The sequence below is a fragment of the Hydrotalea sandarakina genome (assembly GCF_003254115.1).
GTDB lineage: Bacteria > Bacteroidota > Bacteroidia > Chitinophagales > Chitinophagaceae > Hydrotalea > Hydrotalea sandarakina.
In genome coordinates this window covers 1-15,227 of sequence record NZ_QKZV01000012.1, presented here as the reverse complement: position 1 = coordinate 15,227, position 15,227 = coordinate 1, and the positions used below count along the sequence as shown (strand labels likewise).

General features: G+C 36.1%; 12 protein-coding genes and 1 pseudogene. 4 read left to right on the top strand and 9 right to left on the bottom strand.

Translation table 11 applies throughout. The features are described from left to right. Nucleotides 1-104: 104 nt before the first annotated feature. Together LX80_RS13400 and LX80_RS13395 are read right to left on the bottom strand one after the other, a co-directional pair. Entirely contained in the window at nucleotides 105-1,088 is a 984-nt protein-coding gene (locus LX80_RS13400; protein WP_111297166.1) for a DUF6427 family protein, read from the bottom strand. A gap of 16 nt (nucleotides 1,089-1,104) precedes the next feature. Further along, a complete protein-coding gene (locus tag LX80_RS13395) occupies nucleotides 1,105-2,640 on the bottom strand; it encodes a hypothetical protein (RefSeq protein WP_111297165.1) in 1,536 nt (511 codons plus the stop codon). A 190-nt stretch (nucleotides 2,641-2,830) separates the two neighbouring features. On the opposite strand from LX80_RS13395, the gene LX80_RS13390 reads away from it, so the two are divergent. Then, nucleotides 2,831-4,801: a KUP/HAK/KT family potassium transporter gene (locus LX80_RS13390; protein WP_111297164.1), complete on the top strand. Its 1,971-nt coding sequence runs from the start codon at nucleotides 2,831-2,833 to the stop codon at nucleotides 4,799-4,801. Between the two features lie 35 nt (nucleotides 4,802-4,836). On the opposite strand, the gene LX80_RS13385 is transcribed toward LX80_RS13390, so the two are convergent. Together LX80_RS13385 and LX80_RS13380 are read right to left on the bottom strand one after the other, a co-directional pair. Beyond that, nucleotides 4,837-5,556: a class I SAM-dependent methyltransferase gene (locus tag LX80_RS13385; protein ID WP_111297163.1), complete on the bottom strand. Its 720-nt coding sequence runs from the start codon at nucleotides 5,554-5,556 to the stop codon at nucleotides 4,837-4,839. Nucleotides 5,557-5,628: 72 nt separating this feature from the next. Then, entirely contained in the window at nucleotides 5,629-6,564 is a 936-nt protein-coding gene (locus LX80_RS13380) for a hydrogen peroxide-inducible genes activator (protein WP_111297204.1), read from the bottom strand. Between the two features lie 186 nt (nucleotides 6,565-6,750). On the opposite strand from LX80_RS13380, the gene LX80_RS13375 reads away from it, so the two are divergent. Genes LX80_RS13375 through LX80_RS13365 form a run of 3 tightly spaced genes read left to right on the top strand, consistent with a single transcriptional unit; the run spans nucleotide 6,751 to nucleotide 9,420 of the window. Beyond that, a complete protein-coding gene (locus tag LX80_RS13375) occupies nucleotides 6,751-7,224 on the top strand; it encodes a RidA family protein (protein WP_111297162.1) in 474 nt (157 codons plus the stop codon). Between the two features lie 5 nt (nucleotides 7,225-7,229). After that, nucleotides 7,230-8,333: a D-TA family PLP-dependent enzyme gene (locus tag LX80_RS13370; protein WP_111297161.1), complete on the top strand. Its 1,104-nt coding sequence runs from the start codon at nucleotides 7,230-7,232 to the stop codon at nucleotides 8,331-8,333. After that, a complete protein-coding gene (locus tag LX80_RS13365) occupies nucleotides 8,311-9,420 on the top strand; it encodes a dipeptidase (protein WP_245898064.1) in 1,110 nt (369 codons plus the stop codon). The genes LX80_RS13370 and LX80_RS13365 overlap by 23 nt, the downstream gene beginning before the upstream one ends. Nucleotides 9,421-9,501: 81 nt before the next feature. Here LX80_RS13365 and LX80_RS13360 read toward each other — a convergent pair whose 3' ends face one another. From LX80_RS13360 to LX80_RS14675, 5 genes and pseudogenes are all read right to left on the bottom strand, one after another. Next, the gene (locus tag LX80_RS13360) at nucleotides 9,502-10,185 is read right to left on the bottom strand and encodes an ABC transporter ATP-binding protein (RefSeq protein WP_111297160.1); all 684 of its coding nucleotides are present in this window, start codon (nucleotides 10,183-10,185) and stop codon (nucleotides 9,502-9,504) included. Between the two features lie 3 nt (nucleotides 10,186-10,188). Next, a complete protein-coding gene (locus LX80_RS13355; protein WP_111297159.1) occupies nucleotides 10,189-11,448 on the bottom strand; it encodes an ABC transporter permease in 1,260 nt (419 codons plus the stop codon). 40 nt (nucleotides 11,449-11,488) lie between these two features. Continuing rightward, nucleotides 11,489-12,562: an efflux RND transporter periplasmic adaptor subunit gene (locus LX80_RS13350; RefSeq protein ID WP_111297158.1), complete on the bottom strand. Its 1,074-nt coding sequence runs from the start codon at nucleotides 12,560-12,562 to the stop codon at nucleotides 11,489-11,491. A 226-nt stretch (nucleotides 12,563-12,788) separates the two neighbouring features. Further along, on the bottom strand, nucleotides 12,789-13,706 hold the full coding sequence (locus LX80_RS13345) for a S66 peptidase family protein (RefSeq protein ID WP_111297157.1): 918 nt from the start codon (nucleotides 13,704-13,706) through the stop codon (nucleotides 12,789-12,791). An 81-nt stretch (nucleotides 13,707-13,787) separates the two neighbouring features. Further along, nucleotides 13,788-15,227 (bottom strand): annotated as a pseudogene (locus LX80_RS14675) (hypothetical protein); the annotation flags it as partial.

The following is a 15,227-nucleotide window of genomic DNA, read 5'->3' as shown; positions in this document are numbered from 1 at the left end:
AATATATTTATATAATTAATTATTTTTTTTACACAACACACATTAACAAATGTTACACAATTTCCAATTAATGCAAATTTACAAATGCCATAGCTAAAACCACGCTAAATTTTGCTAATGAACCAATTATTGTAAAAAACAAGTGCCAATGCTGCCCAAAAAAACAAATTGGGCAAAAATGTTTTACTTGGATACAAAAAATAATTGGCGAAAAATGCTGACAAAGGAATAATCCAAATAAATGCAGCGGTGAGACCTGCATAAGCAAATACAAAGGGACTAATTAAAATTACCAGCAAAAAAACCAGTACTATCATCCAATTTTTTCTAATTTGAATGACCATTCGGTTTACATGCAACTGCCAATAATAAAATGATAAAAGCAACAAAAGAACGGCATAGGCAATAGTAATACTGAACCAATAAGTGGGAAAAGGCAATGGCCAGGCAATTTGAAAATGCGGTAAAATCCCTTTAATTAAATTGGTTTGATTGGTAATAAACAAAATTGCTGCAGTAAAATAATATGGCAAAATAACACCAAGTAATAATACCAACCATTCTGCCAATCGAAATGGACGTACCACCAACAAAGCAAAAAATATTACCAATATGAAAATTACGGTTGGATGGTAACATAAAATTACTGCACCGGTAATAAATCCAATATTAAACAACAAAGTTTTGGGTGATGGATTATTGTACAAACGAATTAGCTTAACAAAAATCCAAATAATAAAACTATTTACCAGTAAAGCAGCACTTATATAATTCCATTGTGGCAATAAACCGGTTAAAAGTATATAAGCCATTCCGGTAGTATAGCCCTGTTGTTGAAACATGTGCGCATTATTCAAAGCTATATTAAAACGAATAGCTTGAAAAAGTACCAATAATGCATATATTAAGAATAAAGCAATATCAGGTAAGGGTTGAATATATTGTTGAATGATTACTTCAAAAAAACCACTGTGTGTTGGTTTAGTTATTTCGGGCGCATGCACAAAAAAATTAGCATGCACTACCAAAAACAATAATGCTAATAATACAATGCCACTATATGATTTATTTCGGAATAATTGAACCACATTACTTGCTTTAAAGTTATATCACAACTTTAGCAAAAGTAATGTATCCGCGATATTGACAAGGTATAATCATTTGCCGCAAACCTGTTTGCTTTCCCTGACGAGGCATAAACTGGTAGCCTCTATCTAAATTTTTAAACAATGGATTGCGAATGATTTGGCCATCGGGTGTTATGCTCTGATCAGTTAATAATAGCTGCCTTCTTTCTACCGAATTAAATAAAAAATGCAATTGATCGCCTGAATTCATTAAACCATATCCAATAAAGGCATCCGTGTTATCATCAAACTGCGATTTATGAATAACATTGCTCCATTCTAATGAGTCGCCGGGATTAAAAGACAACACCATAATATTATCCGCATAAAAACGATTCATATTATACATGGGATTGCCGAACGACCAAGGATAAAAATAGGAACCCATTAAGCCCATTCCATAACCGTAGCCATAATAATAGTTGTAAGGATTAAAAAACGGTGAACCGTACATATAATCCCAACGGTTATAAGGATTTCCTCGTGAAGAAGAGTAAGCCGATTCTGCAGCTAAAATATACCCGCCATCTTTACGCATAATAATGTTGTGAATATAATAGTTGTTAAATGCAGTTCGCATACCACTTTCACCTCTGGCATCCGCTCTTAGCTCATCGGGGAAGGTAAGAATGCTGTTGTGCATAATTTTTTGTTGTATTTCATCCCAAATACAATTATAAAGTCCTTCAACATTACCCCGCCTTTGTTTAGCAAAAAAACCTGTAATTAAGCAGTGATGATTTTCATTGTCAAATTTCACATGCATATCATCTAAAAACAAGCTTTTGGTATTTAGCGGTGTGGTAACAACAGAATTTTCAAGCGCAGGTTTAAAATAAAATTCAAGACCGGTAATATTATCGTTTTGAGAAGAACCCCATGCCCGTAAAAAAGCCAAATTACCATCATTATCTAACTCAAAGCCTGTTAGATAATCGTTTTTTTCAGGCATATCAATATTTAAAACACTTTTGTGTAATAATGTTAAATCAGGGTTATACAATAAAGTTGTAACTACATATTGTTTGTCGCTTTTAGTGTTTATTTTAAAAAATGTAATACGCTGCTTATTTTCACTGTATGCTGATGAATAAATTTTATTGCTGGCATTAAAAGCTAATACAGTAGTATCTAATTCTAAAGGTTGCCCTACTTGTTTGCCCCTTGCATCAATTTTTTGCGCCATACAATACACAATATTCTTTTTTTGGTATTGATAAAACATGTAGGCATAATTGGGATAGGTAATAAAATCGGCATTGAACAATTTATCCGGCAACCCCTCTATTCTATTTTTTTCAATCAACTTCATGTTATCATCATATACGCTAATGGTATGTATATTCCGATAATTTTTATAGATTAAAAAATTGCCTTGTAGTTTTCCCAGCACTTCAAAATTCATATTGCGAGCATCATCCCTATCGGGTGCTGAGTAGGTAATGGATTGTGCATTTACTGCCACACATATAAACAAAGTAATTCCAAGAAATAAACAATGCTTTAATTTCATACTTATTGTTTTATACAACTATACGTTCGTTTAATAAGAATAATGTTAATACAAATTTGCAGTCTTTACAAAATTAAGCGAACCCTGTAAAGAAATAGTGAAAAAGATTTCAGGTTTTCTTATACAGATACCTTTTGGCAAAATAATTTTACTATACATTTGTTAATATTTTTTTACGCAATTATTTACTGTGAACAAATCCCTTAGTAAAGTAACGCCGGCCAGTTTGTTAATTGCTTTAGGTATAATTTACGGCGACATAGGTACCTCACCATTGTACGTATTGAATTCGGTAATTAGAGACCGACCTATTAATGACCTATTAATTATAGGAAGTCTATCCTGTATTATATGGACATTAACCTTGCAAACCACTGTAAAATATGTAATCTTAACCTTACAAGCCGATAATAAAGGCGAAGGTGGAATATTCAGTTTGTTTGCTTTGGTACGTCGCAGAAGAAAATGGTTGGTATTTCCGGCAATGGTGGGTGGGGCAGCTTTATTAGCCGATGGAATAATTACGCCGCCTATTTCCATTACTTCAGCTATTGAGGGTTTGCGACAATTGCCGGGACTTAGTATTCAGGAAGGCGATCCGATTATCGTTTATATAGTTCTTGCAATTCTTACATTATTGTTTTTTGTTCAACAGTTCGGCACCAATTTTATTGGCCGATTTTTTGGGCCGATTATGTTTATTTGGTTCAGTATGTTGGCTGTAATTGGATCAAGCCATTTGCTCGATGACATTTCAATTTTTCGTGCTTTCAGTCCGCATTATGCCATAGAACTATTAACAATTTATCCTAAGGGTTTTTGGATATTGGGTGCCATCTTCCTGTGTACAACCGGTGCCGAAGCCTTGTACAGTGATTTAGGACATTGTGGCAAGAAGAATATTCATATATCTTGGATTTTCGTAAAAATTTGTTTAATTCTTAATTACTTAGGTCAGGGAGCGTGGTTGTTAGCTAAACACAATCATGGTTTAATTACATCTGAAATGATTGACGGTGGTTTTAATCCATTTTATGGTGTAATGCCGCAATGGTTTAAATTAGCAGGCATTATCATTGCCACTGTTGCTGCCATTATTGCCAGCCAGGCGCTAATATCAGGTTCATTCACCTTGATTAGTGAAGCATTACGCCTGAATTTATGGCCCAAAATGAAAATTAATTATCCTTCTGAAGAAAAAGGACAATTATATATACCCGGTGTTAACCTATTACTGTTTATTGGTTGCACCGGCATTGTGCTTATTTTTCAGAAATCGTCGAACATGGAAGCGGCTTATGGATTGGCCATTACCATGTGCATGATTAGCACATCCATTTTATTTGCAAACTACTTGGTGAGTCATAGGGTATTCCCGTTATGGATATATTTATACCTTGTCGTTTATCTTACCATTGAAATATCTTTTTTAATTGCCAACTTAGAAAAATTTCCACATGGCGGTTACATTACCTTGTTAGTAGGAGGCGGATTATTTTCAGTAATGTACATTTGGTTTAGAAGTAGAAAGATTAAAAACCGTTATGTTGAATTTGTTCGCTTACAACATTACATTCCTTTATTGAAAGAATTGAGCCAAGATGAATCCATACCCAAATATGCTTCTCATTTGGTGTATATGACAAGTGCCAATAACCCAAAAGAAATTGAGCATAAAATCATTTACTCCATTTTAAACAAAAAACCCAAACGTGCCGATACCTATTGGTTAATACATGTTGATGTATTGGATGACCCTTATACCTCAGAATATAGTGTTGAACACATAATGGCCGATGATATTATTAGAGTAGAATTCAGATTAGGTTTTAGAGTAGAACAACGCATACATGTAATGTTTAAAAAAGTAGTGCAAGATTTGGTTGCTAATAAAGAAGTAGATATTACCAGCCGTTATGCAAGTTTGGAGAAAAATAATATAGCAGGTGACTTTCAATTCATTGTATTGGAAAAATACCTTAGCTCTGACAATGAATTGCCTTTTATAGAACGCATTATTATGAAAATGTATTTTTGGTTGAAAGAAATTTCATTGAGTGAAGAACGCGGCTTTGGTTTGGATCCCGGTTTTGTAACTGTTGAAAAATTTCCGCTAATAGTTGCGCCCTACTCTAGTTTAAACTTAAAACGAGTACAATAATTATATTAAGTTTCATGCTTACCGGCAAACATTAATTATATTACTTTGAACGCAACAAAGTAATAATTATTAGCGGCTGCAATTAATTGTAAATTGCAATAGTACGATTGAATGAAATCCTGATAAGCTTTAAACTCATGGGTAGGCACAACAAATTCATCAAAGAAAATAATGTCACCTTTTTTTAAATAAGGGGCCAATGTGGTTAATGTATATAAAGTTGCTGAAAACAAATCAGCATCCATCATAATTACATTGCGTTTATTGTTATTAAACTCTTTTACAAATCCGGGAAGTGTTTGTTGAAACAATCCTTTTAAAAATTGTGCCCGATTATCATTACCAATATCAGGCAAAGCCTGGTTGCTGCTGAATGCACCTTTTTTGAAAGGGCCCCAATCTTCAGGCAACCCGTCAAAGGTGTCAAATCCATAAAATGTACTTTCAGCATGATTGTTTTTTTGTAACCACCATTTAAATGATTCGCCCCAAGCCACACCAAATTCCAAATAATTAATTGGGTTTACGTCAAGCCTCTCCTGTTGTATCACCCATTCATACATTTTTAATCTGCGTTGATAATCCCATTTACAAGGAAAATCATTATAAAGTACTTTCCTGTTTTCATAGGCCCATTTTGAAAACAAAGTGAGATAATACATATTGGCAAAAAATCCACTTAACCAACCCAGTATGCGATGCAATTGCAACCAAATAAATAACAATTTCGTGTAACGTATAAAAAACAACTTCATGATAGTATATTTAAGTGGAATGAACCGACCATTTTAATTCCGCAATAATACGGTAAGTTTTTACAGATTAAGTTAAATGGGCACCACTTTTGTTTTTTTGTTTTGCTTTATTTTATCCGGAATGGCTAATTCTATTTGTTGTTTCAGCACTTCTATCAAACGCCTTTTTACAAAATTTCGGTGTGTTACTAAACTAACTTCTCTAACAGGTGCCGGACTTTTAAAATACCTTAAACAGGCTTGCTGTTTAGCGGTCATATCTAATGTAGCCAATTCGGGTAATATAGTAATTCCATCATATAAATCAACCATACGGCGTAAGGTTTCCAAACTACCGGCCTCATATTCAAAATGACCTCCTTCTGAAGTTGCTTTACGTAATTCACAAAGATTTAAAATTTGTGAACGAAAGCAATGCCCTTCTTCCAGCAACCAAAGCTTACACGGATCAATATCTTTTGGTAAAACATATGTTTTTTTAAACACTTCATTGTTTTTAGATACATAAGCAAGCATCTCTTCATAAAACAAAGGCTCCTCTTTAATACCGGCATCGTTTAAAGGTGTCACTAAAATACCGGCATCTAAACTGCCTTCTTTTAATTTTTGCACTATTTGATCTGTGGTAAACTCACTAATTTGCAACCGAACATCAGGATATTTTTTTGTAAAAGCATGAATGAATAAAGGCAATAAATAAGGTGCTAAGGTTGGAATAATTCCTATTTTCAATTCGCCGTGTATAATACCTTTTTTTTCATCTACCATTTCTAACAACAAATCACGTTGCGCCAATATTTTTCTGGCTTGTTCTATAATATTCACCCCATATTCCGTAGGCAAAACAGGTTGTTTACTCCTATCAAAAATTTTTATGCCTAATTCCTCTTCTAATTTTTGAATTTGCATACTCAAAGTGGGTTGCGTTACAAAACATGCAGCTGCAGCTGAGGAAAAATGACGAAAAGTATCTAAAGCAACTATATACTCTAACTGTACTAAAGTCATATCGTTCATCAATTTTATTGATGGAAAAATACAAAAAATTGTTTCAATCTATGATATTTTAACGTAGGTTTTCAATTTTATTCTTGCCCTATTCTTTATGCTCCTTTCATTCATATACCAAATAAAAAAACATGTACACTGCTTTCAAAAAAATACATAAACCCATTACCTTTAAAAGAAAAAAGTATGACACCCGAAGAAAACTTTGCACGCTTACAATTAACATTACCACCCCCACCGGAACCCTTAGGAGTGTATAAACCTTTTTTAGTAGATGGTAATTATGTATATGTTTCAGGTCATGGCCCATTAATCAGTAAAGGGAATTTTATTATTGGCAGAATTGGGGAACAATTAACTGCTGAAGAAGGTAAAGCCGCAGCCCGACAGGTGGGTTTGGCTATACTGGCTACTTTAAGAGCCAATTTAGGTTCATTAAATAAAATTGAACGTGTAATTAAAATACTGGGCATGGTCAATGCAACAAACCAATTTCATCAACACCCTTATATCATTAATGGTTGCAGTGAATTGTTTGCTGAAATTTGGGGTAACGATGCGGGCATTGGCGTACGAAGCGCTGTGGGTATGGCGAATCTACCTGATAATATACCTGTTGAAATTGAAGCAATGTTTAAATTGGCATTACCTATTAATTAAATAATATGAGTTGGTTCGAGATTACGAATGCAGAAACGGTTGATTCACCGGCTTTACTAATTTTTAAAGACAGAATGGAACAAAACATTCAAACTGCAATAAACAGATTAGAGGGTGATGTGTCAAGATTTAGGCCTCACATCAAAACCAACAAAACCCCTGAAGTTTGTCAAGCACTAATGCAAGCAGGTGTTACACAATTTAAATGTGCTACTATTGCAGAAGCTGAAATGCTGGCACAGGTATGTGCCAAAGATATTTTATTGGCCTACCAGCCTGTAGGTCCTAAAATTAATCGTTGGATAGCACTTCAACAACGGTATCCCAATGCTGTATTTGCCTGCTTAACCGATAATAAACTTACGGCAAAAGCTTTAGCCGATGCACATGCAGCAGCCAACTTAACTGCTAAGGTTTATATTGATGTAAATAATGGCATGAATCGATCAGGAATTGAGGTAAATAAAGTTGCTGCATTGGTCAATCAACTCATGCAACTACCGAACCTTTCAATTATTGGATTACATGTATATGATGGGCATATTAGAAAACCATCAGCCGACGAAAGGAAAGCAGCCAGTGATGCGGCATTTGAGCCGGTTGAACAATTACAAAAAGTGTTGCAGCAACAATACCAGCGTACATTTCGCATTATTGCCGGTGGCTCTACTACTTTTGCAGCGCATGCACAAAGGAAAAACGTTATATGCAGTCCGGGTACTTTTATTTTTTGGGATGCCGGCTATCAACAACTCATGCCGGAAGAACCATTTGAATGGGCTGCTGTATTGATAACCAGAGTGATTTCTGTTATTAATGATACCACTATTACCACCGATTTAGGACATAAATCCGTTGCTGCAGAAAATCCTCAGCCACGGGTAAAGTTTTTAAACGCCCCAAATGCAGAACCCATAGGACAAAGCGAAGAACATATGGTAGTAAAAGTTCCGGATAGTAGTCATTATCAACCGGGCACACTATTGTATGCTATACCCATACATATATGCCCTACCGTTGCCTTATACAATACTTTGCAAGTGGTAGAAAACCATAAAGTAGTTGGCTCATGGAAAGTAGTTGCTCGTGATAGATTCATTCATATTTAATACCGAAGCTATGTTACTCATTGACGCCCATTTAGACCTGAGCATGAATGCCATGGAATGGAACAGAGATTTACGACTTCCGGTTGCTACCATCCGAAGCAATGAAGCCGGCTTAACGGATAAGCCTGATAGAGGCAATGGCACTGTTTCTTTTCCTGCATTACGTGCAGGAAATATAGGAATTGTAGTAGCTACTTTAATTGCGAGGGTAAAACTTCCCGGCCAAATATTATCGGGTTGGTCTTCAGCTGAACAGGCGTGGGCGCAAATTCAGGGGCAATTGGCTTGGTATAAAGCTATGGAAGCTGCAGGTGAAATTCGCATAATAGAAACACAATTGCAATTGCAACAGCAAATAGATATTTGGAATGATAATAGTATTTTGAATGAGCATAAACCAATTGGCGTTATACTAAGTTTAGAGGGTGCCGATAGCTTAATAACACCCGAACATGCCATTATTTTACAACAACAAGGTTTAAGAGCAATAGGTCCTGCGCATTATGGTCCGGGGCGTTATGCTAACGGAACCGATGCCACCGGACATTTAAACCACAACGGTATTGCCTTGCTGCAAATAATGCAACAACATGGATTAGCATTGGATATTACCCATTTATGTGATGATGCTATGGGCGATGCATTACAACTATTTAAAGGGAATATTTGGGCTTCACATCACAACTGTAGAAAATTAGTACCCCACAACCGACAAATCAGCGATGAGGTTATACAATCAGTAATTGAACGAAATAGTGTAATTGGTATGGCTTTCGATGCATGGATGATGGTGCCCGGTTGGGAACGCGGAAAAAGCAATCCCAAAACAATGCAATGCAACTTAGCTGCTATCATTCCGCACATTGATCATATTTGCCAATTATCGGGCAATAGTTTACATGTGGGTATTGGCAGTGATTTAGATGGAGCATTCGGTACAGAACAATCGCCTTATGATTTGAATACCATTGCCGATTTACAACAACTGAAACATTTGTTAGTAGCAAGAGGATATTCTGCTAATGATGTAGAAAATATTTTTTACAAAAACTGGTTACGGGAATTTTCTAAAGTTTTGCCTGCTTAACAATTGAATGGTCAAGCGGGAAGTTGTTATATCATTTCAATAAAAATAAGATTGAACAGATATACTAATAACAGCAATGCATTAGCGTTGTTCATCTACAATTTTGCCATCTTCCATTCGTATAATTCTATTGGTTTTAGCGGCAAAATCAGGGTCATGTGTTACAATAAGCATGGTTTGGTTCAATTGCTGCGATAATTGTTTAAATATATCAAACACCAACTCACTATTTTTTTTATCTAAATTTCCGGTAGGTTCATCACCCATAATTATATCAGGGTCATTAATTAAAGCACGGGCAATGGCTACCCGTTGTTTTTCACCGCCCGATAATCGAGCGGCATTTTTCAGTGCCAGTTCACCAATGCCCAGCGTTTGCAATTTTTCATAAGCACGGGCCTCAACTTCTTTTTCAGAATATCGATTCAATTTTAAACCGGGTAACATTACATTGCGCAACACCGTAAATTCATTCAGCAAATAATGAAACTGAAAAACAAAGCCTATTTTTTCATTCCGAATTTTGGCTAAATATTTTTCTTTTTTTCGCTGCATGGAAACACCATCAATTTTCACTTCGCCTTCATAATCGGTATCCATGGTAGAAAGCACATACATTAAAGATGACTTACCGCAACCCGATTTACCCACAATAGAAACAAAGTCGCCTTTTGCAATGGAAAAGTTCACGCCATCCAGTACTTTCACTTTTACCGGATCATAAAAATATTTTACAATATTGACTGCTTCTAAAATTGTTTCCATAAATTATTTTCCTCTTATAATTACAACAGGGTCAATTTTACTGGCTTTACGTGCCGGTAACCATCCGGCCAAATAAGTTGTAATTAGTGAAAAACTAATACCGATTATATAAAACAACGGATTGTAATTAATAGGATAAGTTTTTACCGTGGGTAATGCAGCAGTATGAAAAGGAATATGATTAATAACAACCGATAAACCATACCCGGCCAATAAACCTGTTCCGCCACCAAACAAACCAATCCCTATTGCAATTACTAAAAAAATGGTTTTAACATCGCGACCGGAAAAGCCCATGGCTTTCATAATAGCAATCGTATCCATTTTTTCATAAATCATCATATTTAAAATGTTGTAAATACCAAAACCTGCTACAATTAACAAAGTAATACCAACCGCATAAGAAATTAAACTTCGAACAAAACTGCCCGTTTCAAATTGAGAGTTAGCCGTTTGAATATCTTCAGCATCCACTCCGTAAATGCGCCCAAACGTTTTAGCCAAAGCAGGCGCCTCATTAATATTATGCAACTTGATGCGTATATCTGTGATATACAAAGAGGACTTACCCAATATTTTCTGCGTAGTTTGAATAGATGCATAACTCTGTGCTTTATCAAAATCATTTAAACCCGATTGAAAATAGCCTACTACTTTTAATTGAAATATGGTTCCTGTGCTGGTCGTTATTTGTACCACATCGCCCACATTGGCTACTAATTTTTCTGCCAATGCTTTTCCTAAAATAATGCTATTGGGTATGGTATTTAAGTCAGATGATTTCCCGGCAACAATATAATCATCAAAGAAAAAAAGTTTACGCTCGGCAGCCACATCAATACCATTAATTACTCCATTTATAGCTACTGTTCCATCATTAAAAAAAACTTGTGCAGTAATGGTAGGCGCCACCCCCAATACCTGCTTATTTTGTTCCAAGGCTTGAATGATTGGGCCACTATTGTATATTTCTTGACGAACATTACCTGATTTTAAGGAACTGATAATGGGATAATCATTTTTATAGGCAGGCCATTTTGTAACGGCCTGGTGTTGACGAGGACGAATATCATTGTATAAACGAATATGTGGTGTTCTATTCACTACTAAACCATCAAGTAAATCATTCAGCCCACTCATAAAACTTAATAAAGCAATAAACATGGTGATACCAAAAGTTACTCCAACTGCTGCAATTAACGTTTGCCGCCAGCGCGCCATGAGTAAAGATTGGGCAATATTGAAAAGTAATTTTGGTTTCATGAATGATGCAACAATTAATCAAGAAAGTAACAAACACCTGCTATTCCATTAATTCATCTTGTGCAGAAATACCGGAAACAATTTCTACTTTTTGATAATCACGTATTCCTACTACTACTTTTTGTTTTTTGCCATTGGCTAACAAAACAGAATCGCCGGGAAGCAAATAATTGGCAGGTATGGTTATAACGTTATTGTGTTGACGAATAACAATATTAGCCTCTAAGGTTAAATTAGGATACAATACCGGCGGTGATTGCACTAAAATAGCATCAACTTTAAAAGTACGGGTTTGTGCATCCATAGAAGGGTAAATTTTAACCACTTTCGCTTCAAACACTTTGTCTTTATAACTATCCATGGTGTACAATACCTGCATACCATTTTGTATGCGGGCAATATCATGTTCATCTACTTGTAATTCTAACAAAAAAACACCTGCTTCACCTACCAATGCCACAGCCGATTGAGGACTTACCAACTCCCCTTTCTTTTTGTTTAATTGATAAACCATACCATCTACATCGCTTCTTACAATAAAATCACCGGCGTTGGTGCCCGCAATAGCCAAATTTTTTTTCGCTTGCTGTGCGCCAAAATCAATTTGCTTTTTCAAATCATCGTATTGCAATTGTGCTGCTTGCCAGGCATGCAGTGCATTGGTATAAGCCAATTCACGAGCATCTAAATCATTTTTAGTACCAATTTGTTGTGCCCACAAATTGCGTTGACGTTGTAATAACGTAGTAGCATTGTCTAACTGCGCTTTAGTAGTAGCAATATTAATTTTAGCTTCATTTAAGCGAGCCGCATTAGCTGCTACTGATGCATTTTCAGCAGCAATAGCAGCATTTTCCGTACTTAAGCGAGGGGCGGTATTTTTAATATGTAAAATAGGTTGCCCTTTTTTAACACGTTGCCCTTCGGTTACATAAATAGTATCTATTAATCCCGTCACCGTTGCAAATGCCTGGTATTGATTATTTGACTTTACGATTCCCGAAGCATATACTGCTTCAACAATGTTTTGTTGCGTAGGATGAATAGTGTTTTTATTAGAACGACAACCAACCAAAATACCGAACAATATTAAAATGGCAAATGTTATCCGCATATGGTATAAATATACTTACAAAGCTATTGAAATGTAACGGATTTCCTATATGATGTTCCTCATAATTAAATGTAAACAAAGCAATATTAAAAGCGCAGTCGGAATAGTTGGATTGCCATTATTTTTAATAGAAAATTTTTAGCGGCAAAATTTAGATAAAATAAGAATGCCTTAGCATTGGTGAGAAAGTGAAATGAATAGCAATGCCCTTATGAAAAAGTAAAACTTACATTGATTCCGTTATTTCTTTTAATACTACTTCATTTTCGCAAACCGATAAATGATAGGAAACTCCCAGTTTAACCGCCAAATTAGGCTCGCCATGACTCACTGGAAAATGAAAGGCCACCGGATAATTATATTCAGCCACATGTTCCCTTACAATTTCTTCAACCGTTTTCCCGAAAGGAATAGTGGTATCTTTCATATCGGTAAAGCCACCCACTAAAAGGCCGGCCAGGTTTTGCAGCATTCCAGCCCGTTTTAATTGAATCAGCATACGATCAACATTGTACAAATACTCGCCCACATCTTCCATCACTAAAATTTTATTCGTAGTATCTATACTATCCGCACTACCAATTAAGTGCGCAATAATGGTTAAGTTACCCCCTACCAACGGCGCAGTAACATTACCTAAGCGATTGAAAGCATGCGGCGCAAGGCAATAATGAATAGGTTGACCGGATAAAACAGCTTTTAGGGATTGTACAGAGGCGCCTTCTACCCCACCATCATTAAAAGCATTGGCCATAGGGGCATGTAAGGAAGGGAAACCCAGCCGTTGCAAGCGTGCATGTAAAATTGTAATATCACTGAACCCTATTACCCATTTAGGGTGTTGTATAAAAGCAGTAAAATCTAACTGATCAATAATTCTACTTAAGCCATAACCGCCACGGGCACAAAATATAGCCTGTATATGGGGGTCATTCAATGCCTGTTGCAAATCATGCAATCGTTCTTCATCCGTTCCGGCAAAATAATGGTTTTGCAAACCTATGGTTTTCCCCACCTGCACCACGTAGCCCCATTGCTGTAGCGTTTGAATACAAGTTTCAGCTTTTTGTAAAGGGAAATAGCCGGATGGGCAAAGCATTGAAATTATAGTTTGTTGGGAAGTGAGATTGGATAATTTTTTCATTATGCAATGATATGAACTAAATAAAAAAACCTGCTGATAATAATTCAACAGGTTGATTAAATTAATTATACTAGATGTATTTTATTGAATAATAGTAACATCGAATGTTCTATTATTTCCGATGGCTCTCGCCGTTGCATCGGTATTAGTGAAAGCTATAGTCAAAGTACCATTTGCAGCAACCCTAGACCAAGCAATACCCATACCAGTTGGTAATGCAAATCTTGGATTAATAATAACACTTGCATTAGTATTTATATAATTTGGAATACTTACATTAATAGTTAATGTTTGCGTATAATCAATTTGGGTATTACTGCTTATAGTAATAGTAGTTCTTATAATACCATTTAGGACTGTTCCTAAAGTGCCTATTTTAGCAGTACCATTAACATCTAAATTCGCTTGAGGTGCAGTTGTCCCTATACCTACATTACCCGCATTTACACCACTACCCACTATTCGCATTTGTTCTGTACCGCCTGTTTTAATTACTAGTGAGGCAGAGTCTGAAGTTCCTATATAGTTAGTACCCGGAGTTGTACCTGCATTACCGGTTAAATTCCAAGCAAAGGGTGAAGTTGGTAAAGCCCATGTCAAGTTACCAGAACCATCATTGGTTAATACTGAGTTAGCGGCACCCTGCGCAGCAGGGAAATTAGTAGTAACATTATTTAAACTAATAATATTACCAGAACTATTTACTTGGAATTGCCCAGTATTACCAATAGTTAATGGTGATGCGGGGGTAGTATTCAATATACCGAAATAACCGTTATTATTCACTACACTCTGCACTGTAGTACCCTTTGTCCATTGTTGTAAATTCCCAGTTTGACCAGTCAGTCCTTCTATAGATAGTCCTATAGAATTAGTATTTGAATTTTGAATTCTAACATTATAGTTAGAACCTGTACCGGTGATAAAGCCAGGTACAGTAGTACTTTGTCTGCCACCATTAAAAATAATTTCATGATAGGCCGCCATTTGCAATGCTTTAGTCCATCCACCTTGCCATACAAAGTCAGAACTATTAAGAGGAACAATTTGAGCAGTACCACCAGAAGGATATGCTAAAGTGATTTTTGAATTACCACTAGCATCTGAAGAGTCATATAAACCTATACTTGCAACGGTACCAATTACTTTTAAGGGGAAATTAGGTGTTGAGGTTCCTATACCTACATTACCAGTACTTAAAATTCTCAATCTCTCCAAATTGTTGGTTCTAGCAACAAAATCAACTGCATTTGTGGTCCCAATAAAATTCGAAGCTGGGCTAGTACCAGCATTACCAACTAAAAGCCAGCCATTAGTTGCACCAGTTGGTCCTGTTGCACCTGTCGCACCAGTGGCACCTGTTGCACCGGTAGCACCATTTATACCATTAGTTCCATTTACACCAGCGGGACCTTGAGGACCGGTCGCTCCGGTAGCACCAGTGGCACCCGTTACACCTTGTGCACCGGTTGCACCAGTTACACCCTGAGCACCGGTTGCACCAGTTACACCCTGAGCACC

Bases quoted from the DNA above. Each gene is read 5' to 3' on its own strand.
- LX80_RS13380 (WP_111297204.1), bottom strand. From the start codon at position 6,564: ATGACTTTAGTACAGTTAGAGTATATAGTTGCTTTAGATACTTTTCGT.
- LX80_RS13395 (WP_111297165.1), bottom strand. From the start codon at position 2,640: ATGAAATTAAAGCATTGTTTATTTCTTGGAATTACTTTGTTTATATGT.
- LX80_RS13385 (WP_111297163.1), bottom strand. From the start codon at position 5,556: ATGAAGTTGTTTTTTATACGTTACACGAAATTGTTATTTATTTGGTTG.
- LX80_RS13360 (WP_111297160.1), bottom strand. From the start codon at position 10,185: ATGGAAACAATTTTAGAAGCAGTCAATATTGTAAAATATTTTTATGAT.
- LX80_RS13350 (WP_111297158.1), bottom strand. From the start codon at position 12,562: ATGCGGATAACATTTGCCATTTTAATATTGTTCGGTATTTTGGTTGGT.
- LX80_RS13355 (WP_111297159.1), bottom strand. From the start codon at position 11,448: ATGAAACCAAAATTACTTTTCAATATTGCCCAATCTTTACTCATGGCG.
- LX80_RS13375 (WP_111297162.1), top strand. From the start codon at position 6,751: ATGACACCCGAAGAAAACTTTGCACGCTTACAATTAACATTACCACCC.
- LX80_RS13370 (WP_111297161.1), top strand. From the start codon at position 7,230: ATGAGTTGGTTCGAGATTACGAATGCAGAAACGGTTGATTCACCGGCT.
- LX80_RS13345 (WP_111297157.1), bottom strand. From the start codon at position 13,706: ATGAAAAAATTATCCAATCTCACTTCCCAACAAACTATAATTTCAATG.